This is a genomic window from Actinoallomurus acanthiterrae (assembly GCF_054775715.1).
In genome coordinates this window covers 2,190,698-2,212,745 of record NZ_BAAHCO010000001.1, presented here as the reverse complement: position 1 = coordinate 2,212,745, position 22,048 = coordinate 2,190,698, and the positions used below count along the sequence as shown (strand labels likewise).

Genomic DNA, 22,048 nt, shown 5'->3' with positions numbered 1-22,048 from the left:
TCGACGGCCGGGGCGAGCAGTTCCATACGCCACCGTATAGTCTTCTGATGATCATGAAGGCGGTGTGTGCCCGTACCGGACGCGGGCCGTGCACCCATCCCCCGGAGGACATCTTCCGTGCGTAATCTCGCCATCGGCGGCCTGGTCTGCCTAACGGCCACGTTCCTGGCGCCTTCCGCGGGCGCCACCACCCCTCACCTACCGGACCTGGTCAAACTCGGCGACATCCGGGCGCATCAGAAGGCGCTGCAGACGATCGCCGACCAGAACGGCGGCAACCGTGCCGCCGGCGAACCCGGCTTCGAGAAGTCGGTGAGCTATGTCGTCGGCCGCCTCAAGCGCGCCGGCTACCACCCCACGATCCAGGACTTCACCTTCCCGTTCTACAAGGAGAACTCACCGTCGGTCTTCGGGCAGACCGCCCCCGGCACGGTCGACTACGCCTACAAGACCGACTACCGCACGCTCGACTACTCGGGCGCCGGTGACGTGACGGCCACTGCCACGGCGGTCGACCCCGGCTCCACGGGAACGGGCAGCGGTTGCGAGGCCGACGACTTCGCGAACTTCCCGAAGGGGAACATCGCCCTGATCCAGCGTGGCGGCTGCACCTTCCAGGTCAAGGCGGAGAACGCTCAGCAGGCGGGCGTGGGCGCGGCCGTGGTCTACCAGCGCCCCGACGTTCCCGACGCACCGGTCGAGGGCCAGGCGGGACACGCGGTCTCGTTCCCCTTGATCGGCACCACGAACAAGATCGGGGTCCAGCTGGTCCAGGCCGCGCAGGCGGGCGGTCTGAAGCTGCACGTCAAGACCGACACCACCAGTGAGCAGCGCACCGCCCACAACGTCCTGGCCGAGACCCCGGGCGGCAGCGCGGACAACGTGATCGTCGCCGGAGCGCACCTGGACAGCGTGATCGCCGGGCCGGGCATCAACGACAACGGCAGCGGCACCGCCACGATCCTCACCATCGCCGAGCAGATCAACAAGCTCGGCAAGGGCGTCAAGAACAAGGTGCGGTTCGCCTTCTGGGGCGCCGAAGAGGGCGGCGACCTGGGGTCCAAGTACTACGTGACCAGCCTCAGCGACACCGAGAAGTCGAAGATCGCCCTTAACCTCAACTTCGACATGGTGGGCTCGCCGAACGGCGTGCGCGCCGTATACGACGGCGACGACTCCCTCGGCACCGGCACCAAGCCCCCGGCGGGCTCGGGTGACATCGAGAAGGTGTTCGCCGACTACTACGGCGGGCGCGGCCTCGCCCTCAAGCAGGACCCGTTCACGGCCAGCTCCGACTACCAGCCGTTCCTCGACGCGGGCATCCCGGCGGGCGGCGTCCGCTCCGGCACCGACGGCGTCAAGACCCCCGAGGAGGCCTCGGTCTACGGCGGTGAGGCCGGCAAGGCGTACGACCCCTGCTACCACCAGAGCTGCGACACGTACGGCAACGTGAACACGACCCTCCTCGACCAGCTCGCGGACGGCGCGGCCCATGCGGTCGAGACGTTCGCCACCGGCACGACGCCGGTCAAGGCGGACCGTTCCCGCGGCCGTACGGCCAGGAGCGGCGGCGTGCGCTACCCGCTCGGCTGACGCGGTCACCGAGAGCGCGAGGCGCGTCCCTGCCGGGGGCGCGCCTCGCGTCGGTCTGATCACGCTCTGGCGAAGGCGCCGATCTTCCGCAACGAGTCGATCTCATCTCTGGCGGCGGGGCGCCGGTCGATGCCACGATTCGTCCCATTACCTCCGCTTTACCGTAAGAAGGGCAATTCGTTGCGCAGATTCGCCATCGGTACCCTCATCGGCTTGGCCGCCGCCTCGATCGGGGCGGCGGCTCCGGCGGACGCGGCCGCACAGCCGCGCCTCGACAAGCTGGTCAAGCTCAAGGACATCCGCCAGCACCAGCAGGACCTGCAGACGATCGCCACCTACAACGGCGGCACCCGCGCGGCAGGCGAACCGGGCTTCGAGATCTCCACGAAGTACGTCGTGAAGCAGCTGAAGAAGGCCGGGTACCACCCGACGGTGCAGGACTTCCCGTTCGACTACTACAAGGAGAAGTCCCCCGCCGTCTTCGACCGCCCCGGCGGCCCCTCGTACGTCTACGGCACCGACTACGCGACCCTGGACTTCTCCGGGTCCGGTGACGTCACCGCCGTCGCCACGGCGGTCGACGCGGCGGGCGCCGGCGTCGGCAGCGGCTGCGAGGCCGACGACTTCGCCGGCTTCCCGAAGGGGAACATCGCCCTCGTCAAGCGCGGCGGCTGCAACTTCTCGGTGAAGGCCGGCAACGCCCAGAACGCCGGCGCCGCCGCCATCGCGATCTACAACGACGGCGCGTCGCCCGAGCGCATGGGCCCGGTGCAGGGCACCGCCAGCACGCCGTGGAAGATCCCGGTGATCGGCCCGACCTACCAGCTCGGCACCGACCTGGTGAAGGCGTCGGCGTCCGGCACGCTGAAGCTGCACATCAAGACCGACACGTTCAGCGAGCAGCGCACCGCGCACAACGTCATCGCCGAGACCAAGCGCGGTCGCGCCGACAACGTCGTCGTCATGGGCGCGCACCTCGACAGCGTCACGGCCGGTCCCGGCATCAACGACAACGGCAGCGGCACCGCCACGATCCTCACCATCGCCGAGCAGATCGACAAGCTCGGCAAGGGCATCAAGAACAAGGTGCGGTTCGCCTTCTGGGGCGCCGAAGAAGAGGGCCTGCTCGGCTCGGAGTACTACGTCGCGCACCTGACCGCCGACCAGAAGGCCAAGATCGCCCTCAACCTCAACTTCGACATGCTCGGCTCGCCCAACGGCCGGCGCGGCGTGTACGACGGCGACGACTCCTCGGGCGCCGGCACCAACCCGCCCGCCGGGTCCGGCGCGATCGAGAAGGTCTTCCTCGACTACTACGGCAAGCGGAAGCTGGCGACCTCGCCGAGCGAGTTCGACGGCCGCTCCGACTACGGGCCGTTCATCGAGAACGGCATCCCGGCCGGCGGCCTCGACTCCGGCGCGGAGAAGCTGAAGACCGCCGACGAGGCGAAGATCTACGGCGGTGAGGCGGGCAAGGCGTACGACCCCTGCTACCACCAATCATGTGACACGTACGCCAACGTCAACACCACCATCCTCGACCAGCTGGCGGACGGCGCCGCGTACGCCGCCCAGGTGTTCGCGGGCAGCACCCTGCCGGTCAACGGCGGCCGCGTCGCCGCCCCGAAGGCCGCACGCGCCCACATGAAGCACGCGCCCGCCGGCCGCGCGCTGAGCTGACCGCGGGGTCCCGCCGGGCCGGGCAGGTGGTCGATCGCCCGGCCCGGCGGGACGCGTTCACACCTTCCTGACGTTGGCGTAGACGGTGAAGAGCCGGGTCGTACCGCTCGCCGTCGCCGTTGAGGAGAAGCCGATGCACACGCGCGGGACACCCTTCACCACCTGGATCGCCAGTCCCTCCGGCTCCCGTACATACAGCGCGTAACCCACCGTCGTCCGCACCTGCCGCTGTTCGACCTTGCCGGTGGCGAGATCCACCGAGGTGAGCACGGTGTTCCCTTTCCCGAGCGCGGGTTTCCGGTCCCGTACGCCGTGCCCTGGACCATGTAGAGACGACGGCCGTAGGTCGTGTAGCCCTGGAAGTCCGGGGTCTTCATCCAGGAGGGCTCCTTGACGTCCGCGTAGACCTTCGTGAAGACGTGCTTCTTCTGGAAGGCGGTCAGGTCGTACGTCGCGTAGTGCGTGCCCGTCGCGTTGAAGTACCGCAGGATGATCCGCTTGTAGGTCTGGTCGATCGACACCGTCTCGGCCTTCGCCCCCGGAACCGGGGCGAACCTCCGCAGCGCGGACGATGTGCTGGTCAGCGTCCGCCCGGCGACGTACTTGAAGCGCGCGATGTGGCGACCGCGCCCGGTCTTCGGATCGACGTCCACCTCGGTCCACAGGTACGGCGTGGAGCCGTTCACCTCCAGGCCGATCGACACGCCGTGGCCGAATCCCTTGAGCGTCATGTACCCGAGCCGCTTGCCGGACCAGTCCAGCTGGTTGAGATAGAGGTTGCCGCCGGATGTGGCGCCGGACCCGCGCTGGGCGACGTAGATACGCCGATGAGCGTTGTCGAACGCGAAGGACTGCGCCGCGCGCGAACCGGCCAGCGGCTTGTTCCGGAACAGCAGCGTCGGCGACGCCGCCGGCTCGGACCTGAACACCGCCGATGGCTCCGCCGCGGCCGTACTCGGCCCGCCGGCCGCGACGATCGCCGTCGCGGCGAGGAGCACGCCACATCCGGCGAGGACTACCCCGCGATTCACTCGATCCCCCTGTTCGCCGCACTGGATGCGAAATGGACCTTATCGCCGTAGGGCATCCATGATCATCAGTACGCGACCTCAGCCGCCGCAGGTACCGCGATCGCCCCTCGTTAGGGTTACGGCATGGCGAAAGAGCGCGATGACCAGCCCGTCGTCCTGTCGAAGATCTACACGCGGACCGGCGACGACGGTACGACCAACCTCGGTGACATGAGCCGTACGGCCAAGACCGACCCACGGCTCGTGGCGTACGCCGACGTCGACGAGGCGAACAGCGCCATCGGCGTCGCCCTCGCGATGGGCGGGCTGCCCGAGGACATCGCCACCCTGCTCACCCGGGTACAGAACGACCTGTTCGACGTCGGCGCGGACCTGTGCGTGCCGGTCGTCGCCGAGCCGGAGTTCCCGCCGTTGCGGGTCACCGACGACTACGTCACTCTGCTGGAGCAGGCCTGCGACGAGCACAACGCCGGTCTGTCCAAGCTCCGCAGCTTCATCCTGCCGGGCGGCACCCCCGGCGCCGCCCTCCTCCACCTCGCCCGTACGGTCGCCCGGCGCGCCGAACGCTCGGCGTGGGCGGCGCTCTCGGCGCACGAGGACATGAACCCGCTGACCGCGAAATACCTCAACCGGCTGTCCGACCTGCTCTTCATCCTCGCCCGTAAGGCCAACGCCGAGCGTGGCGACGTGCTGTGGAAGCCGGGCGGCGAGCGCTGATCTTAAGAGCCCGCGCGGGCTCTAAGTGATCAGGCGATGGGTGAGCCCGGTGGGGCGGCTTCGAGCCAGGCGAGGAAGCCGGTCAGGCGGTGAGCGCCTCAGGCGATGGGTGAGCCCGGCGGAGCGGCCTCGAGCCAGGCGAGGAAGCCGGTCAGGGCCGCCCCGCTCATCGCCAGCTCGACGACGGTGCCGTTGCCGTCCTGGAGCTCGACGATCCCGGCGTCCGGCTGGAGGGCGGCCTCCTCCTCGGCCTCCGGTTTACGGCGGCCGGAAACGACGAGACCCCGGCGGTGTACGACCCGCCGGGGTCTCAGCCGAATGCCGAAAATCGCGAACCAGAGCAACTCGTCACCGTTGTACCGGCCGATGCCGAGCCGCCATACGCCACGGCCGTGGGGGTCACGCAGGCTGCACTCGACCGTGCCGCCGCGGCGTTCGAGCAGCCAACGCCGCACCGACAGCAGGGCGAACGCGGCGAGCACCGCCACCAGGACGACAACGACCAACCCGCCGATGTCCCAAGCCAGGTGCTCGCTCACTCCCCCCTGCTTCCCCCAAACGCTCCGTGATGGTCAGACCTCTTCGCCGGCGGCCCGCAGCCGCGCCCGCGCACGACGCTGCGCGACCGCGGCCTCCTCCCCCTCCAGCCCGGAGACCGCCTCGTACTCCGCCCGAGCGGCGGCGAGATCGATCTCGCCTCCCAGCTCGGCGTACTCGGCGAGTACCGAGACCTCGTCGGAGGCGACCGAGAAGAAACCGCCGGAGACCATCGCGGAGATGACCGCCTCGTCGTCGGCGGGCTTGATCCGCACGACGCTGCCGTCCACCAGCAGGCCGAGGACCGGCGCGTGACCGGGCAGGATGCCCATCTCACCCTCGATGGTCTTGGCGACGACCATATCGGCTTCGCCGGCCCAGATCTCACGCTCCGGTGAGACGAGCTCGACGTGCAGCTTTGCCACTTGTTCTCCTCCGAACGCCCCGCGGCGTTACTTCTGCAGCTCCTGGGCCTTCTTCTCGGCCTGCTCGATGTCGCCGACCATGAAGAACGCCTGCTCCGGGAGGTGGTCGTACTTGCCCTCGGTGATCGCCTTGAAGGACGCGATCGTGTCGCTCAGCGGCACGTTCTCACCCACCTGGCCGGTGAACGCCTCGGCCATGTACATCGGGTGCGACAGGAACCGCTCGATGCGCCGGGCGCGCTCGACCGTGACCTTGTCCTCTTCCGCGAGCTCGTCGATGCCGAGAAGGGAGATGATGTCCTGCAGCTCCTTGTAACGCTGCAGGATCCGCTTCACCGACTGGGCGACGTCGTAGTGCTCCCGGCCGAGGATCACCGGGTCCATGATCCGCGAGGTGGAGTCGAGCGGGTCCACCGCCGGGTAGATGCCCTTCTCCGTGATCGCACGCGAGAGCACCGTGGTGGCGTCGAGGTGCGCGAACGTGGTGTGCGGCGCCGGGTCGGTGATGTCGTCCGCGGGCACGTAGATCGCCTGCATCGAGGTGATCGAGTGACCGCGGGTCGAGGTGATCCGCTCCTGCAGCTCGCCCATCTCGTCGGCGAGGGTCGGCTGGTAACCCACGGCGGACGGCATACGGCCGAGCAGCGTGGACACCTCCGAACCCGCCTGGGTGAACCGGAAGATGTTGTCGATGAACAGCAGCACGTCCTGGTTCTGCACATCGCGGAAGTACTCCGCCATGGTCAGCGCGGACAGGGCGACCCGCAGACGGGTGCCCGGCGGCTCGTCCATCTGGCCGAAGACGAGGGCCGTGTCCTTGAGGACGTCGGCCTCCTTCATCTCCAGGAGGAGGTCGGTGCCCTCACGGGTGCGCTCACCGACGCCCGCGAACACCGACGTACCGCGGTGGTTACGGGCGACACGGGTGATCATCTCCTGGATGAGCACCGTCTTGCCCACACCGGCGCCGCCGAACAGACCGATCTTGCCACCCCGAACGTACGGGGTGAGCAGGTCGATGACCTTGATACCGGTCTCGAGGATCTCGGTCTTGCTCTCGAGCTGGTCGAACGCCGGCGCGTGCCGGTGGATCGGCCAGCGCTCGGTGACCTCCAGCGACGCGGTGGGCACGTCGAGGGACTCGCCGATCGTGTTGAACACGTGGCCCTTGACGCCGTCGCCGACCGGCACCGAGATCGCGGCACCGGTGTCGACCACCGGGGCGCCGCGGACGACGCCGTCGGTGGGCTGCAGCGAGATGGCGCGGACCATGTTGTCGCCGATGTGCTGGGCGACCTCAAGGGTCAGCGTCCGGGTCTGGCCGCCGATCGTGACCTCGATCTGCAGCGCGTTGTAGATCTCCGGCATCGTCTCGACGGAGAACTCCACGTCGATGACGGCGCCGGTGACGCGGGCGACACGGCCCGTCGCCGTGGCTGTTTCTACCGAAGCAGTCATGGTGACTCTCACTCACTCCCCGCGGAGCTCTCGGCGAGCGCGTTCGCGCCACCGACGATCTCGCTGATTTCCTGCGTGATCTCGGCCTGACGGGCCTGGTTCGCCACTCGCGTCAGGTTCTCGATCACATCGTTGGCGTTGTCGGTCGCCGACTTCATCGCCCGCCGTCGCTGCGCGTGCTCGGAGGCTGCCGCCTGGAGCAGCATGTGCCAGATCCGGCTCTCGATGTAGTTCGGCAGGAGGGCGTCGAGCACGGTGTCGGCCGACGGCTCGAACTCGTAGGCGGGCAGCACCCCGTCGGACTGCTCCGACGGCGCCTCCTCGGCCTCTTCGATCTCCAGCGGCAGCAGGCGGCGGACCTGCGCCGTCTGCGTCAGCATCGACACGAACTCGGTGTAGACGACGTGGATCTCGGCGACCCCGCCCTCCTCGGCGGGCTTCTCGAACTCCGCGACGAGCGTACGGCCGATGGTCTCGGCGTTCGTGAACCGCGGGTTGTCGCTGAAGCCGGTCCACTCGCCCGCGAACTCGCGCTCGCGGAAGCGGTACCAGCCCACGCCCTTACGCCCGACGATGTACGGGACGGGCTCCTTGCCCTGCTCCCGCAGCAGCGTCATCAGACCCTCGGCCTCACGGATGACGTTGGCGTTGTAGCCGCCGGCGAACCCGCGGTCGCTCGTGATGAGCAGCACGGCGACACGGTTGCTGTCGGTCCGCTCCGTCAGCAGCGGGTGGCCGACACCGACGTTGTGGCTGACCAGCGCCGAGATGGCACGCGTGATCTGCCGGGCGTACGGCCCCGACTCCCGAACCCGCTGCTGCGCCTTGACGATCCGGGAGGAGGCGATGAGCTCCTGGGCGCGCGTGATCTTCGCCATCGACTTGGTCGTGGCGATCCGGCGCCGGATCGTCCGAAGCTGGGCACCCATGCCTTACTTCTTCCTCACGCGGGTGATCTTCTCCTGCTCGACGTCACCCTCCTCGATCGCCTCGACCGGCTGCTCCTGGAGCAGCAGGCCGTGGTGGGTCGTCTCGAAGCCCTTCTTGAACTCCGTGATGGAGTCCTTCAGGGTCGCGATGGCGTCGTCGTCGAACTTGCCGGTCTCCCGGATGCTCTCCAGCAGGCCCGCGTTGTTGCGCCTGACGGAGTCGAGGAACTCGTCCTCGAACCGGCGGATGTCCTCGACCGGCACCTCGTCCAGCTCACCGGTGGTGCCCGCCCAGATGGAGACGACCTGCTGCTCCATCGGGTACGGGCTGTTCTGCGGCTGCTTGAGCAGCTCGACCAGCCGGGCGCCGCGGTCCAGCTGGGCGCGCGACGCGGCGTCGAGGTCCGAGGCGAAGGCGGCGAACGCCTCCAGGTCACGGAACTGCGACAGGAACAGCTTGAGGTTCTTCGTGGCCCCGCGCATCGCCTTGGTCATCGCCGCGCCGCCGACGCGGGACACCGAGATACCGACGTTGATCGCCGGGCGGACGCCCTGGTTGAACAGGTCGGTCTCCAGGAAGACCTGGCCGTCGGTGATCGAGATGACGTTGGTCGGGATGTACGCCGAGACGTCGTTGCCCTTGGTCTCGATGATCGGCAGACCCGTCATCGAGCCGGCGCCCATGTCGTCCGACAGCTTCGCGCACCGCTCGAGCAGCCGCGAGTGCAGGTAGAACACGTCGCCGGGGTAGGCCTCACGGCCCGGCGGGCGGCGCAGCAGCAGCGAGATCGCGCGGTAGGACTCCGCCTGCTTCGACAGGTCGTCGAACACGATCAGGACATGCTTGCCCTCGTACATCCAGTGCTGGCCGATGGCCGAACCGGTGTAAGGGGCGATGTACTTGTAGCCTGCGGGCTCGGACGCGGGAGCCGCCACGATCGTGGTGTACTCCAGCGCGCCGGCCGCCTCGAGCGTGGCCCGCACCTGCGCGATCGTCGAGCCCTTCTGACCGACCGCGACGTAGATGCAGCGGACCTGCTTGGTCGGGTCGCCGGTCTCCCACGCCTGCTTCTGGTTCAGGATCGTGTCGATCGCGACCGTCGTCTTGCCGGTCTGCCGGTCACCGATGATCAGCTGCCGCTGACCACGGCCGATCGGCGTCAGGGCGTCGATCGCCTTGATGCCGGTCTGCAGCGGCTCGCCCACCGGCTGGCGCTGCATGACGCCCGGCGCCTGCAGCTCCAGCTCGCGGCGGCCGCTCGTCTCGATGGTGCCCTTGCCGTCGATCGGGTTGCCCAGCGAGTCCACGACGCGGCCGAGGTAGCCGTCGCCGATGGGGACCGACAGGACCTCGCCGGTCCGGCGGACCTGCTGGCCCTCTTCGATCTTCGAGAAGTCGCCCAGGATGACGACACCGATCTGCCGAACGTCAAGGTTCAGCGCGATGCCGCGCGTGCCGTCCTCGAACTCAAGGAGCTCGTTCGCCATCGCCGAGGGCAGGCCCTCGACGAAGGCGATGCCGTCGAAGCACTCGACGACGGTCCCGATCTCCTCGCGCGCGGCGGTCTCCGGCTCATAGGCCTGGACGAAGCGCTCGAGCGCGCCCCGGATCTCCTCCGGCCGGATCGTCAGCTCCGCCATGTCTTCTTCGTCTCTCTCCGTGAGTCCGATGCTGGTTTCAGCTCGCCCGCTCGATTCGCCGGCGGACGTCTTCCAGCCGGCGAGCCACGGTGCCGTCGATTTCCTCGTCCCCGATCTGAACGGAAATACCGCCCACAACCGCGGGATCTACCTCGATGTTCAAGTGAACGTCGCGCCCGTACTGCGCCGAAAGCGCGGTCGTGAGCCGGGTCCGCTGCCGATCGTCGAGCTCGACCGCCGTGCGGACGAGCGCGACCAGCCTGTCCCGGCGCTCGGCCGCGATCCGGCCGTAGGACTCGAGCGCTCGCTCCAGACTACGTCCTCGGGGCTGCGTCACCGCCTCGGAGACCAGGCGCACCGTCGCCGCGGTGGTCTTGCCCTCCAGCAGCGTGGTCACCAGCTCGCCCTTGCGCTCGCCCGGCACCCGCCGGTCGACGAGCACGCCGCGCAGCTCCGGCTGCGCCTCGACGATCCGCCCGAACCGGAAGAGCTCGTCTTCCAGGTCGTCGATCCGCCCCCGCGCCTCGGCACCCGCCGCGACCGCGGTCACGGCGAGCTCCTCGACCGCGTCGGCCAGCGCGGTGGACCGAGCCCACCGCAGCCGTACGACCTCGGCGACGAAGTCGCGGACCGCCGTGGCGACCCGGCCGTCGAGCACGCCCGCGGCCAGCGCGGCCCGCCGATCGGCCGGCTGCGCCGGGTCCGACAGGGCCCGGCGCAGCACGTGCTCGCGGTCGAGCAGGTGCAGCACGGCGAACAGCTCGTCGCCGAACGCCGCCGGGTCACCGGCGGACAGGGCGGCTTCGAGCCGCTCCCTGGCCTCGACGAACGAGGCCCTGCTCGCGCCGATCATCGGTTACGCCCCCGCCCGAGCGCGGTCCTCGAGCTCGTCGAGGAACCGGTCGACGGTGCCGCGGCGCCGGGTCTCGTCCTCCAGGGACTCGCCGACGATACGGCCGGCCAGCTCGACCGAGAGCTGCCCGATCTCCGCGCGGAGCTGGGTGAACGCCAGCTGCCGGTCGGCGTCGATCTGGGCGTGCGCCTGATCGACGAGCCGCTGCGCCTCGGCCTGAGCCTGGTCGCGCAGCTCCGCGATGATCTGCGCGCCCTGCTCGCGCGCCTCCTCGCGGATCCGTGCGGCCTCCTGCCGGGCCTCGGCCAGCTGCGTCTGGTACTGCTCGAGTGTCTGCTGGGCCTCGGCCTGTGCCTCCTCGGCCCGCTTGATCCCGCCCTCGATCGCGTCAGTACGCTCTTCGAGCGTCTTCTGGATGCGGGGCACGAGGACCTTGCCGAGGAAGAACAGCACGACGAGGAACGCGAAGATACCGACGATCATCTCTGCCGCGTCGGGCAGCAGAGGGTTCGGGTTCTCCGTGTTCTCGGCGAGTAGCCCGGCGGCGCGTTCGGCCAAAAACATGGCGTGCACAGCCTTCCGTCAGAAGTGAGCTTTCGTCACTTACCGTAAATGAAGGGCGCGACCAGACCGATGAGGGCGAGCGCCTCGGAGAACGCGAAGCCCAGCAGCATGTTGGTCCGGATCACGCCGGTCAGCTCCGGCTGGCGGGCGATCGCGTTGACGCCCTGACCGAAGACGATGCCGACGCCGATGCCCGGGCCGATGGCCGACAGGCCGTACCCGATGCTCTTGAGGCCCGGGTTGATGTTGACCTGGTCAGCGGCGGCGGCGAGGATCTGCGACATTCCTTTTCCTTTTCACTCGGCCGGCGGTACGCCCGCCGGTCATGTCCTGGGGTAATGGAGGTTCGGTATCAGTGGTCGGCGTGCAGGCCGGCGCTGATGTAGAACGCGGCCAGCAGCGTGAAGACATAGGCCTGCACCGCCTGGATGAACAGCTCGAAGGCGGTCATGGCGATCGTGAGGACCACGCCGAGGATGCCGACCCCGAAGCCGGCGGGGGTGACCTTCTCCCACAGGAAGTGGAAGCCGACGGTCGCGAACAGCGCGATCAGGATGTGACCGGCGAACATGTTCGCGAAGAGCCGGACCGCGTGGGTGAAGGGCCGGATGAAGAAGACCGACACGAACTCGATCGGGACGACGATGAGGTACAGCGCCGCGGGCAGATCCGGCGGCATCGTGGAGTTCTTCAGCAGGCCGAAGAAGCCCTGGTTCTTGACGCCGACGACCCAGAAGGTCAGGTAGATCAGCACGGCGAGGACCATCGGAAACGCGATCCGAGAGTTCACCGGGAACTGGGCGAACGGGATGACCGACATCAGGTTGCCGATCCAGACGAAGAAGAAAAGGGGCACCAGCAGGCGCATCCACTTCTCGGCGTCCTTACCGAGGAACGGCCGGCCCATCTCGTCGCGGACGAAGATGTACGCCACCTCGCCGAGGTTCTGCACACCGCGGGGGACGATCTTCGGCTTAGCGAACGCCGCCCAGAAGAAGGCGACGACGACCACCATCACGAGGAGGCTGAGCACCATCGGCTTCGCGACGGCGACCGAGCCGATGTGGAAGAGGGGCTTCCACTGGAAGAGCCAGAGCCCAGGGGCTTCGAAGTCCTTGGCGAGGACGTGCGGCGCACTCACCCGGTGTTCCTTTCGCAGTCGTAGCTCATCAAGGCGGCAACCTTGCTGTCGTCTCGGTGGGCTACGGCTCCGCCGGACGCACTCAGCGTCCGTAGCGGGCGTAGACCAGGTAGCCAGCGAAGACCAGACCGAACACCAGCCCGATGGGGAACAACGCTGACAGGTGCAGCCAGCGAGCGAGCAACCAGCCCGCTCCGCCATAGACCAGCATCCCAGCCACGATGGTGGCAGGTGCGGCCGACACGTCGTTGGCGAACTTGCGGTTCTCCGCTTCGCTGGGCTGACGCCCATTCCCGGTCATCGCGTCTCGGACGATAGCAGGCCACCTCCCGCATAGTCATATTGGAGTAGTCCATTGTCATCATCCGCCCGACTTCTCCTGGTCGCGCGACCGGGGGGCGGTTTCCGTATAGGGCGTCTTCGCGTTGATCGTGGCGTTCGTCTCGGCGGCGAGCCAGACGAGCGTGAGGGCGAGGACGGTCCAGCCGAACGCGTGCGCGTTCCAGGCGGTCACGCCCTTGAACGCCGCGATCAGGGCGAACACGGCGATGAACTTGATCAGGAAGCTGATCAGGCCCGCCATCATCATCAGCTGCTGGGAAATTTTCGTGACATAGCTGACGACAAGCACCCCGAGGGTGAAGAATACGAGAACAACCGCGACACCGATCGCGGAGCCGAGGGCTCCCTTCTCCCCGGCGAGTGCCAGGCCGGCGAGGATGGCCACCAGCCCGACGATGCCCGTCGGGATCACAGCGCCACGGAGGATCCGGGCGTCGTTGGAGTGCATAGGTGCTCCAAGGTGTTCACGGTGGGTGTTCGGTTGCCCGTTCGTGAAAGCTATCACAAGCTTCTCACAGGTTGGAATTACCCGCCAAGTAACGGTAAAGTCCGCTGGTCAGGCGGCCTGCCGAGGACGCTTGTCCGAGGGGGTCTGCGTCGTACGATGCCGCCTCCCGTGCGGCCGCAGCTGTGGGAACGCCATCACCACGAGCGCCGCGATCGCCACGACGCTCGCGGCGGCCAGCACCACCAGCGGTGACTTGGCCGCGGACAGCGCGACCACCCCGAAGGAGAACAGCGCCGTCCAGAGGTACATCACCAGCGCGGCGCCCCGGTGCGAGTGACCGAGGTTGAGCAGCCGGTGGTGCATGTGCTTCTTGTCCGGCGCGAACGGCGACCGCCCGCCGTACGTCCGGCGGACCACCGCCATGAGCATGTCGGCGTACGGCACCACCAGGATCGCGACCGGCAGCAACGGCAGGATCGTCGGGAACCGGTTGATCGACCCCTTCAACGCCGCCGGGTCGAACCCGGACACGGTGATCATCGACGTGGCGAGCAGCAGCCCGATCAGCATGGACCCGGTGTCGCCCATGAAGATCCGTGCCGGGCTGAAGTTGTGCGGAAGGAACCCGACGCACATCCCGGTGAGGATCGCCGCGATCAGCGCCGGCGCGCTCTGGTGGTCCAGGTGCGCCACGACCGTAACCAGGTAGGCGTACACGAAGAAGGCCATCGCCGAGACGCCCACGATGCCGGCGGCCAGGCCGTCGAGCCCGTCGATGAAGTTCACCGCGTTGATGGTCGCGACCACGATGAGGATCGTCAGCGGCACGCCGTACGACGGCGGCAGCGCGAGCGTCTTGCCGGGCAGCGGGATCCACAGCAGCTGCACGCCGTTCATGATGAGCAGCCCGGCCGCCGCGACCTGACCGGCCATCTTGGTCAGCGCGTCGATCTCCCACCGGTCGTCGGCCATCCCCACGACGACCAGCAGTCCACCGGCCGACAACAGGCCGATCCACGTGGAGTTCTCGGTGAAGACCTTGTGGAGATGGGGCAGGCGGGAGGCCATCAACATGGCCGCGCACAGCCCGAAGAACATCGAGAGGCCACCCATCCGCGGCGTGGGGATGGCGTGCACGTCCCGGTCCCGCACCGGCGTCATCGCCTTGAAGGCGATCGCGAACTTCCGCACCAGGGGGACGAGAAGGTAGGTGACGATCGACGCCGTCAAGAACGTGAGGATGTACTCCCGCACCGCCCACCTCCCTTCACCGTCGCCGAGCCTGCCGTGCGGGACACAACTCTATTGCGGATCAGGGAGCGACGAGAGTCACTCGCCCCTCGCGGCGCCAACGGAACCCCCGCGTCGCCCAGTGTTCACCTATGCCCGAAAGGGACAAGGCCGACCTTCCGGACTGCTACGGTCCATGATCGTCAACCCCCGTCCTCAACACGGAGGATCAGTGCGTCGCATTGCGACTCATCTCGCCGCAGGGGCCATCGCGGCCACCGCGGCCGTCGCCCTCCTGGCGGCACCGGCCACCGCCGCGACACCGGCGAGCGGTGACCACCCCCTTAGGGGCGCTCGGCCGCTCGTCACGATCGAGGCCCTGAAGCACCACAAGTGGAAGACCAGCGGTTCGTCCGGCGTCGCGGGCGCGGCCGCCCAGGGCACCTGGGCACGCTCCACGTCGAAGGGCAAGACGAAGGTCACCTTCTACCTCAAGCTCAGGGACACCACGCCGAAGGACAAGCTGAAGCCCGCGCTCGGGATCAAGATTCCGGGTCAGCGGGAGTACTTCCTGTTCCTCGACCCGGGCGACAACGTCGGCGCGGACACGATTACCTTCACCGCCACCAGCGTGAAGGTGCGCGAGGCGGTCGGGACACCGATGTCGTCCACCTACTTCAAGCCGGCCAGGCTCGGCAAGAAGTTCAAGACGCTCTTCTGACCCAGAACCTGTCTTAGCGGAAGGGCCTCGCGGCGCGGCGGGGCCCTTCCGCTTTCAGGTGTGCGCCGACCGGCCACCCCACCCGGATCGGTGGACCCCTGCGCTCCGCTTTTAGAGCCTCCCGGGCTCGCCACGGTTCCGTCCATTTATGGCCATAAATCGTGCCATAAAATCGCGAGGTTGATCTGTCGGAAAGTGCTACGGTCCTTGATCGTTCATCCCGTATCGATCACGGAGGATCAATGCGTCGTATCGCGACTCTTGTCGCAACGGGGGCCGTCGCAGCAACCACGGCCATCGCCCTCACGGCGGTGCCGGCCAGCGCCGACACGGTGGTCAACGCCGAAACTCTTCAGAGCAGCCCGCAGGTCTCGGCCGAAGCCGCCAGCCACAGCTGGTCGACCAGCGGCAAGTACGGTGTCGCGGGTGCCAAGGCTTCCGGCTCTTGGTCCCACTACACCAAGAAGGGCACGACGAGGATCAAGATCAATCTGACGCTGCAGGACACCAACCCCAAGGACGGCCTGACCGCCGGCCTCGAGGTCATTCACGGCGGAAAGACGGTCGTCCTCCCTCTGCCCCCGGGCGTCTTCAAGGCCTCGGGCAAGGTGTACTTCGCCGTCAAGTACGCATATGTCCGCGAGGTGCTGGGCTACCCGGTCTCCAGCACCAAGTTCAGGGTCACGAAGCACGGCAAGGCCTACAAGAGGCTCGGCTGATCGCACTCCGCACGACGGAAAGGCCCCGCGGCGCGGCGGGGCCTTTCCCCTTTTCCAGACGTGGACAGAGCAGTCAGGATGGTAAGATCGTCAGCCTCTCCCGCGAAAACGGTCCTGGAGGGATCAATGCGGCGAATCGCGACGGCAACCCTGGCAGCCGGCATCGCCATCACGGCGTTCTCCCTGACCGTGAAACCCGCGGATGCGGCGGTCGGCTTCTGGCGCACGGTGGGACTGTCCGGCGTCGACGCCTTCGGCTTCTACAACACTGAGGCGACGAAGGTCACGCTGAACTTCGACCTCAAGGACACGAAGAAGGACGGCTACAGCGCCGCCCTCCGCTTCACCTTCACCGGCACCAAGAAGCAGAAGGACGACGTACGCGTCGTCGCGCTCCAGGGCGACGGTCTCCAGGACAAGTGGCAGACGGTGACGTCAACCCGGCTCAAGCACATGTACGTCCAGGAGTGCCGAGGCACCTGGAAAAAGGGCAAGTTCACCATCAAGAAGTGCGCCGGCTGGCACCAGCACTACTGATCCCCCCTCACCTCGATGACTCCGTGGACGAGCTGAAGTTCATCAGATCGACCAGCCTGCCGGCCTTCCTACGGCGCTGGTACGGACCTCCTGATCGGAACGCCATCGAGGTCGATGAGGAGATCCCGATGCCCGATCCGTTGAGGGCCTGGTATCGCCTGACGAGTCAGTGGTCCACCCCGATGAGCAGGTACAACCATTTCTCGTCGCAGGACGGTCTTAGCCGTGACGGTGAAATGTTGATCTTCTGGCACGAGAACCAGGGAGCGGCGTCCTGGGCCACGGAGATCACGGGGAGCGACCCACTCGTGTACGAGAGTGAGGTCGACGAAGACGGCGACTGGGAGTCGACCGGCTTCACGTTGACCAAGTTCCTGCTCTACGTCGCCGTGTCGGAAGCAGTCCACGGCAATCCGCAGGTCGCCGTGAACTTCGATCTGAGCAAGCAGGAGTACGAGGACCTGGAGTCCCACTTCTGGTCGCTGGATGATCCTGTATGGAGCTATCCATACCCCAACTGGCGTTACATGGCCGCCGAGAACCTAGTGGCCGAAGGTGGAAGTGATTCGCCGGTCTTCGACGAACCTGAACGCTATTGGATCATGGTGTCAGCGAACGACCCGAAAGCCCTCGACCGTCTCTCCCCGCGCCTACTCGAAGAGACCTAGGGAGGAGAGCGACCCAGTGGTGGTCCTGCAGTGGTTCCAGCGCGAGAGATATGAGGAAGGCGCATGCGTCCATCTCGGTCTGAGGTTCCCCGACGCAAGAGTGGTCAGCTTCACGATCGACGCATGGTCGAACTGGATAGATGAGTACGCGGAGCCGTCGGCAAGTCCGTCGAGCGACTATTGCTTCGTGAGCGAAGACGGCCATTGGGTCAGCGAAGGTCTCAAGTACTGCGGACTCATTGGGCCTGAGCTGATCTTCGAGTGGGAGCCCGGCGTTGGCGAGGAGTTCGGATTCACCCCACGTCAGCGCATAGAGCTTAACCTCAGCGACGAAGACAGGGCCTCGCTGTGGCAGGGACTGCTCGAAGTCCTCGACCGCCCCGAACTGACCCCGATCGCGATGGAAGTTCGAAGCCTAGGGCCGCGATGATCAAGGGCAATACACGGCACCAACAGGAGAGCTGGCTGGTGTCCATAGCAAAGGGTGTCGGAATCTGCGTTGCGGTGCTCGGTGGCATATCCGGTCTGTGCATGATCATGATCAGTGTTGGAGCCGAGCCGAGGCAACCGGGATCACCACTCATCGAAAAGCCTCTCGTCGTCGGCCTCGGCGCCCTGATCGCACTCTTGGCGGTAGCCGGTCTGATATGTGCATTCGGCAGAGGACGGCGGTCTACACGAGTCAGGCTCGGCGGGCTACTTGCCGTAGACATGGTCTTCGTGATCGGTCTGGTGCTCGCTCGCTTGTTCGCGACATGATCACAACCGCCACCTGTGGAGACATCTATTCACTCGAGTGATGGAGAATAGGTCTCCCCCGCGCATAGCTGACTTTGGGGCAGAAGCGACGCTCTGGATCAGATGAAGCAGGACACCCCTGCGGCACTACCGGCCGCCCTTCCGGATTCCAGGAGGACCAGGAAGGGTCAGCGGTCGGTCGGCGGTGCGTCTTTGTCGGCGGTCGTACGCTCTGGTGAGCCGGAGGTCTTCACATCCGCCTCAGCCGCCGACGAATGCCCGTTCTGTGGGCCCTCAGCGGCCTTCGCGGCGTCCGTGGAGTCGTCACCGGTCGGCGGCGCGTCCTTCTCGGCGGCCGTACGACCCGGTGAGTCAGCCGCCTGCGGTTCGGCCTCGGTGCTGGCGGAACGCGCCTCCTGCGCGTCCTCAGCGTTCTTCTCGGCGGTCGCAGGGGCCGCGTCGTCTGCCGGCTCCGGGGCCGGTTCGTCCTCGTCGCTGAGCAGGACGCCGCAGACCTCGCGGAGGCGCTCCTCGGAGATGGCGCCCGCGCGCAGCAGGCGTGGGACGGCGCCCGTCAGGTCGACGATCGACGAGGGCATGTCGTCGCCGCTCGGGCCGTCGTCCAGGTAGACCGCTACCGAGTCTCCCAGCTGGGTCTCCGCCTCCTCGGCCGTGCGCGACGGGGCGGCGCCGGACCGGTTGGCGCTGCTGACGGCCATCGGGCCGGTCTCCTTCAGCAGCTCCAAGGCGAGTTGGTGCAGCGGCATCCGGATCGCGACGGTGCCCTTGGTCTCGCCGAGGTCCCACGCGAGGGTGGTGTTGGCGCGGCACACGATCGTCAGGGCGCCGGGCCAGAACTCGTCGATGAGGTCCTGGCCGTACGTGCCGAGGTCGTCGACCAGCGCCTGCGCGGCGCGCACCGATCCGACCAGGACGGGGGCGGGCATGTCACGGCCGCGGCCCTTTGCGTCGAGCAGGCCGGTCACCGCGCTCGGCGTGAACGCGTCGGCGCCGATGCCGTACACCGTGTCGGTGGGCAGCACCACCAGCTCACCTCGGCGGACCACCGAGACGGCGTCCGCGATCCCCTTCGTCCGCTCCAGCGGGTCCGAGCAGTCGTATCGTCGGCTCACGCCCGCCATTCTTCCACCGTCCCGCCCCCGCACGGACAGGGATCACCCCTTAGCCGATCGGCCGGGGTCAGGCCGCCTCGATCAACGCGACCCTGACGGTCGAGGGGTCCGGGACCGCCTCTCCCGCTTCGCGAAGACCAGCGAGATGGAACTCGATGGCCTCCCGCATGAGAGTGAGAGTCTCCTCCTCACTCTCTCCGGCGGCAACGCATCCCGGCAGGTCCGGAGCGTAGGCGCCGTAGCCGCCGTCGTCGGCCTGTTCGACGACCACTGCATACCTGCTCATCATGGCCTCCTCACTCCAGCCTGCTTCAGGATGCTCTGCTCCGTCCCCGGTGGCAAGGTGGCACTCGGTTTGCCCGCAATGGTCACCAATCCAGGTTTCGACTGATGCTTGAACTGCCGATGGCTACCCGACATCCGCACCATTACCCAACCGTCCGCCTCTATGAGCTTGATGATCTCGATGACCTTCATCGGCATGCGATAACCACCTCAATGATCACACCAAGTATCTAACTATTTACTTAGTGCGACCATCGTGGCACGGAGAGCTGACAGTTACCGGTTGTTCCCAGAATCCGCAGTGCCAGATGGCTCAGTCCGTGCCGAGGCGGGCGGTGACGAAGCGGTCGCGGCCGGTGAGGTCCTTGTGGTTGCGGACGTCGCGCCAGCCGAGCTCCTCGGCGAAGATCCAGTAGACCGGGTGGCCCTGGAGGTCGCTGTGCTCGACCGCGCTCCAGCCGCCCGCGCGCAGCAGCCGGCGGGCGGTGCGTTCGACGACGCGCATGGCGTCGAGGCCGTCGTCTCCCCCGCCCCACAGGGCCGCGGCCGGGTCGAAGTCGCGGACGTCCTCGGGGACGTACTCCCACTCTGACATGGGGATGTACGGCGGGTTGCTGACGACCAGGTCGACCTTGCCGTCGAGGTCGTGCAGCGCGTCGCCGAAGTCGCCCAGGTGGAGCTGGACGCGGCCGCGTTCGTCGAGGTCCTCGACGTTGCGGGCCGCGTGGACGTAGGCCTTGGGGTCCTTCTCGACCGCGTGGACGCGGGCGCGGGGGACCTCCTGGGCGATGGACAGGGCGATCGCCGCCGAGCCGGTGCCGAGGTCGACGACGAGGGGGTCACCGACGTCCATCTTGTGGAGCGTGTCGATGGCCCAGCCTGCCATGACCTCGGTCTCCGGGCGGGGCACGAACACGCCCGGTCCGACCTTCAGCTCGAGGTAGCGGAAGAACGCCCGGCCGGTGATGTGCTGGAGGGGCTCGCCCGCCTCACGCCGCGCGATGCCCTCCCAGAACCGCGCGTCGAAGGCGGAGTCCGGCACGGTGTGCAGCTCGGCGCGCTTGACGCCGTGCACGAAGGCCGCCAGCTCCTCGGCGTCGGCGCGCGGAGACGGAACTCCGGCGGCGGCCAGGCGTGCCGTCGCGCGGGCGATCTCGTCGGACAGCAGGTGGGTCATGTGGCTTCGGCGAGTCTTTGCTCCATGTCGGCGTCGACGAGGGCCTGGGTGACGTTGTGCAGGTCCCCGTCGAGTACCTGGTCGAGGTTATATGCCTTGTAGCCCACGCGGTGGTCGGAGATGCGATTCTCCGGAAAGTTGTAGGTGCGAACCCGCTCGGAACGGTCGACAGTGCGCACCTGGCTCTTGCGCTCGGCGGACGCGGCCGCCTCGGCCTCCTCCTGGGCGGCGGCCAGCATCCGGGCGCGCAGGATGCGCATCGCCTGCTCCTTGTTCTGGAGCTGGCTCTTCTCGTTCTGGCAGGAGACGACGATGCCGGTGGGCAGGTGGGTGATCCGGACGGCCGAGTCGGTGGTGTTCACACTCTGGCCGCCGGGGCCGCTGGAGCGGAAGACGTCGATGCGCAGGTCGTTCGGGTCGATCTGGACGTCGATTTCCTCGGCCTCGGGCACGACGAACACGCCCGCGGCGCTGGTGTGGATGCGGCCCTGGGACTCGGTGGCGGGGACGCGCTGGACGCGGTGCACGCCGCCCTCGTACTTCAGGCGCGCCCAGACGCCCTCCTCGGACCCGCGGGACTTCACCGCCACGGTGACGTCCTTGTAACCGCCGAGGTCGGAGTGCTGGGCGTCGATGATCTCGGTCTTCCAGCCGGCGCGCTCGGCGTAGCGGAGGTACATCCGCAGCAGATCGCCGGCGAACAGCGCGGACTCCTCGCCGCCCTCGCCGGCCTTGATCTCGAGGATGACGTCCTTGTCGTCGTTGGGGTCCCGCGGCACGAGCAGCCGCCGCAGCGTCTCCTCGAGCTCGGCGATGCGCTTGTCCAGGTCGGCCGCCTCCTGCTCGAAGACGGGGTCCTCGGCGGCCAGTTCGCGGGCGGCGGCGGCGTCGTCCTCGGCGGCCCGCAGGTCGCGGCCGGTCTCGACGATCGGGCGCAGCTCGGCGTACCGCTTGCCCAGACGGCGGGCCACGGCCTGGTCGGCGTGCACCGACGGGTCGGCGAGGCGCTTTTCGATGTCGGCGTATTCGCCGATCAGATCGTCGAGATTCACGTCAGGTCCTCGGGTTGGCGTAGTCGGTCGCAGACAGCCGTAACGCCGGCCGGAAGTATGCGTCTCCGGCCGGCGCGGCGGTCTGGCCTACTTCTTGTTGCCGCCCGCGGCCTTCTTGCCGAAGCGCTTCTCGAAGCGCGCCACGCGGCCACCGGTGTCGAGGATCTTCTGCTTGCCCGTGTAGAACGGGTGGCAGCTCGAGCACACGTCGGCGTGGATCACGCCGTTCTGCGCGGTGCTACGGGTCTGGAAGGTGTTCCCGCACGTGCACGTCACGGTCGTGACGACGTAGTCGGGGTGGATCTCAGGCTTCACTACTTCTCCTCGCTTCAGGCGGTCGCCGGGTCATCCCAGAGGGAATTCGGGGATGTGAACCGGTACCACAGCGCGTTCCAGTGTGCCAGAGATGACAACATGCCGAGGCCACCG

Annotated in this window: 27 protein-coding genes; 8 read left to right on the top strand and 19 right to left on the bottom strand. The window is 67.6% G+C overall.

Annotated features, from left to right (window positions below):
• Window positions 1-117 precede the first annotated feature (117 nt).
• Both ACYVF7_RS10840 and ACYVF7_RS10835 read left to right on the top strand, forming a co-directional pair.
• Window positions 118-1,593 carry a M20/M25/M40 family metallo-hydrolase gene (locus tag ACYVF7_RS10840; protein WP_460338454.1) on the top strand — a complete coding sequence of 492 codons (1,476 nt, stop codon included), beginning with the start codon at window positions 118-120 and terminating at the stop codon, window positions 1,591-1,593.
• Window positions 1,594-1,773: 180 nt separating this feature from the next.
• The gene (locus tag ACYVF7_RS10835) at window positions 1,774-3,273 is read left to right on the top strand and encodes a M20/M25/M40 family metallo-hydrolase (protein WP_460338452.1); all 1,500 of its coding nucleotides are present in this window, start codon (window positions 1,774-1,776) and stop codon (window positions 3,271-3,273) included.
• A 155-nt stretch (window positions 3,274-3,428) separates the two neighbouring features.
• Here the strand turns inward: ACYVF7_RS10835 and ACYVF7_RS10830 are convergent, their stop codons facing one another.
• Entirely contained in the window at window positions 3,429-4,304 is an 876-nt protein-coding gene (locus ACYVF7_RS10830) for a phage baseplate protein (protein ID WP_460338450.1), read from the bottom strand.
• Window positions 4,305-4,427: 123 nt separating this feature from the next.
• Between ACYVF7_RS10830 and ACYVF7_RS10825 the strand changes: the two genes are divergently transcribed.
• On the top strand, window positions 4,428-5,021 hold the full coding sequence (locus ACYVF7_RS10825; RefSeq protein ID WP_460338449.1) for a cob(I)yrinic acid a,c-diamide adenosyltransferase: 594 nt from the start codon (window positions 4,428-4,430) through the stop codon (window positions 5,019-5,021).
• Between the two features lie 98 nt (window positions 5,022-5,119).
• Here the strand turns inward: ACYVF7_RS10825 and ACYVF7_RS10820 are convergent, their stop codons facing one another.
• The 12 genes from ACYVF7_RS10820 to ACYVF7_RS10765 form a co-directional block, all read right to left on the bottom strand.
• Window positions 5,120-5,560: a DUF2550 domain-containing protein gene (locus tag ACYVF7_RS10820; RefSeq protein WP_460338447.1), complete on the bottom strand. Its 441-nt coding sequence runs from the start codon at window positions 5,558-5,560 to the stop codon at window positions 5,120-5,122.
• A 33-nt stretch (window positions 5,561-5,593) separates the two neighbouring features.
• On the bottom strand, window positions 5,594-5,983 hold the full coding sequence (locus ACYVF7_RS10815; protein WP_460338445.1) for a F0F1 ATP synthase subunit epsilon: 390 nt from the start codon (window positions 5,981-5,983) through the stop codon (window positions 5,594-5,596).
• 27 nt (window positions 5,984-6,010) lie between these two features.
• Window positions 6,011-7,441 carry a F0F1 ATP synthase subunit beta gene (gene atpD, locus ACYVF7_RS10810; RefSeq protein ID WP_460338443.1) on the bottom strand — a complete coding sequence of 477 codons (1,431 nt, stop codon included), beginning with the start codon at window positions 7,439-7,441 and terminating at the stop codon, window positions 6,011-6,013.
• Between the two features lie 8 nt (window positions 7,442-7,449).
• Complete coding sequence (locus tag ACYVF7_RS10805) at window positions 7,450-8,370, bottom strand: F0F1 ATP synthase subunit gamma (RefSeq protein WP_460338442.1); 921 nt, start codon at window positions 8,368-8,370, stop codon at window positions 7,450-7,452.
• Between the two features lie 3 nt (window positions 8,371-8,373).
• Window positions 8,374-10,011 (bottom strand): F0F1 ATP synthase subunit alpha, encoded by a 1,638-nt coding sequence (gene atpA / locus ACYVF7_RS10800; protein WP_460338440.1) that lies wholly within the window; start codon window positions 10,009-10,011, stop codon window positions 8,374-8,376.
• 37 nt (window positions 10,012-10,048) lie between these two features.
• Entirely contained in the window at window positions 10,049-10,864 is an 816-nt protein-coding gene (locus ACYVF7_RS10795; RefSeq protein WP_460338438.1) for a F0F1 ATP synthase subunit delta, read from the bottom strand.
• A 3-nt stretch (window positions 10,865-10,867) separates the two neighbouring features.
• The gene (locus ACYVF7_RS10790) at window positions 10,868-11,428 is read right to left on the bottom strand and encodes a F0F1 ATP synthase subunit B (protein ID WP_460357859.1); all 561 of its coding nucleotides are present in this window, start codon (window positions 11,426-11,428) and stop codon (window positions 10,868-10,870) included.
• A 35-nt stretch (window positions 11,429-11,463) separates the two neighbouring features.
• On the bottom strand, window positions 11,464-11,712 hold the full coding sequence (atpE, locus tag ACYVF7_RS10785) for an ATP synthase F0 subunit C (RefSeq protein ID WP_460338436.1): 249 nt from the start codon (window positions 11,710-11,712) through the stop codon (window positions 11,464-11,466).
• Window positions 11,713-11,780: 68 nt separating this feature from the next.
• Complete coding sequence (atpB, locus tag ACYVF7_RS10780; RefSeq protein WP_460338433.1) at window positions 11,781-12,569, bottom strand: F0F1 ATP synthase subunit A; 789 nt, start codon at window positions 12,567-12,569, stop codon at window positions 11,781-11,783.
• Between the two features lie 82 nt (window positions 12,570-12,651).
• Window positions 12,652-12,870 carry a hypothetical protein gene (locus tag ACYVF7_RS10775; protein ID WP_252778877.1) on the bottom strand — a complete coding sequence of 73 codons (219 nt, stop codon included), beginning with the start codon at window positions 12,868-12,870 and terminating at the stop codon, window positions 12,652-12,654.
• 60 nt (window positions 12,871-12,930) lie between these two features.
• On the bottom strand, window positions 12,931-13,296 hold the full coding sequence (locus ACYVF7_RS10770; RefSeq protein WP_460338431.1) for a hypothetical protein: 366 nt from the start codon (window positions 13,294-13,296) through the stop codon (window positions 12,931-12,933).
• A 171-nt stretch (window positions 13,297-13,467) separates the two neighbouring features.
• Entirely contained in the window at window positions 13,468-14,613 is a 1,146-nt protein-coding gene (locus ACYVF7_RS10765; protein ID WP_460338429.1) for a glycosyltransferase family 4 protein, read from the bottom strand.
• A gap of 208 nt (window positions 14,614-14,821) precedes the next feature.
• Here ACYVF7_RS10765 and ACYVF7_RS10760 point away from each other — a divergent pair, with 208 nt between their 5' ends.
• The 5 genes from ACYVF7_RS10760 to ACYVF7_RS10740 all read left to right on the top strand — a co-directional run bounded on the left by ACYVF7_RS10760 (window position 14,822) and on the right by ACYVF7_RS10740 (window position 17,664).
• Window positions 14,822-15,310: a hypothetical protein gene (locus ACYVF7_RS10760; RefSeq protein WP_460338427.1), complete on the top strand. Its 489-nt coding sequence runs from the start codon at window positions 14,822-14,824 to the stop codon at window positions 15,308-15,310.
• Window positions 15,311-15,552: 242 nt separating this feature from the next.
• Window positions 15,553-16,029, top strand: coding sequence for a hypothetical protein (locus ACYVF7_RS10755; protein ID WP_460338425.1), 477 nt, complete (start codon window positions 15,553-15,555; stop codon window positions 16,027-16,029).
• A 126-nt stretch (window positions 16,030-16,155) separates the two neighbouring features.
• A complete protein-coding gene (locus ACYVF7_RS10750; protein ID WP_460338423.1) occupies window positions 16,156-16,566 on the top strand; it encodes a hypothetical protein in 411 nt (136 codons plus the stop codon).
• Window positions 16,567-16,589: 23 nt separating this feature from the next.
• Complete coding sequence (locus ACYVF7_RS10745; protein ID WP_460338422.1) at window positions 16,590-17,234, top strand: hypothetical protein; 645 nt, start codon at window positions 16,590-16,592, stop codon at window positions 17,232-17,234.
• A 16-nt stretch (window positions 17,235-17,250) separates the two neighbouring features.
• Window positions 17,251-17,664: a hypothetical protein gene (locus tag ACYVF7_RS10740; RefSeq protein WP_460338420.1), complete on the top strand. Its 414-nt coding sequence runs from the start codon at window positions 17,251-17,253 to the stop codon at window positions 17,662-17,664.
• A gap of 496 nt (window positions 17,665-18,160) precedes the next feature.
• Here ACYVF7_RS10740 and ACYVF7_RS10735 read toward each other — a convergent pair whose 3' ends face one another.
• From ACYVF7_RS10735 to rpmE, 6 genes are all read right to left on the bottom strand, one after another.
• Complete coding sequence (locus ACYVF7_RS10735) at window positions 18,161-19,105, bottom strand: L-threonylcarbamoyladenylate synthase (protein ID WP_460338418.1); 945 nt, start codon at window positions 19,103-19,105, stop codon at window positions 18,161-18,163.
• A gap of 67 nt (window positions 19,106-19,172) precedes the next feature.
• Window positions 19,173-19,391: a type II toxin-antitoxin system HicB family antitoxin gene (locus ACYVF7_RS10730; protein WP_460338416.1), complete on the bottom strand. Its 219-nt coding sequence runs from the start codon at window positions 19,389-19,391 to the stop codon at window positions 19,173-19,175.
• Window positions 19,391-19,582 (bottom strand): type II toxin-antitoxin system HicA family toxin, encoded by a 192-nt coding sequence (locus ACYVF7_RS10725; RefSeq protein WP_460338414.1) that lies wholly within the window; start codon window positions 19,580-19,582, stop codon window positions 19,391-19,393. Before ACYVF7_RS10725 ends, ACYVF7_RS10730 begins: the two co-directional genes overlap by 1 nt.
• Window positions 19,583-19,703: 121 nt before the next feature.
• Window positions 19,704-20,567, bottom strand: a complete 864-nt coding sequence (prmC, locus tag ACYVF7_RS10720) for a peptide chain release factor N(5)-glutamine methyltransferase (protein ID WP_460338412.1) — start codon at window positions 20,565-20,567, stop codon at window positions 19,704-19,706.
• Window positions 20,564-21,619: a peptide chain release factor 1 gene (prfA, locus tag ACYVF7_RS10715; RefSeq protein ID WP_460338410.1), complete on the bottom strand. Its 1,056-nt coding sequence runs from the start codon at window positions 21,617-21,619 to the stop codon at window positions 20,564-20,566. Before prfA ends, prmC begins: the two co-directional genes overlap by 4 nt.
• Window positions 21,620-21,706: 87 nt before the next feature.
• A complete protein-coding gene (gene rpmE / locus ACYVF7_RS10710; RefSeq protein WP_345360043.1) occupies window positions 21,707-21,934 on the bottom strand; it encodes a 50S ribosomal protein L31 in 228 nt (75 codons plus the stop codon).
• Window positions 21,935-22,048: the final 114 nt, after the last annotated feature.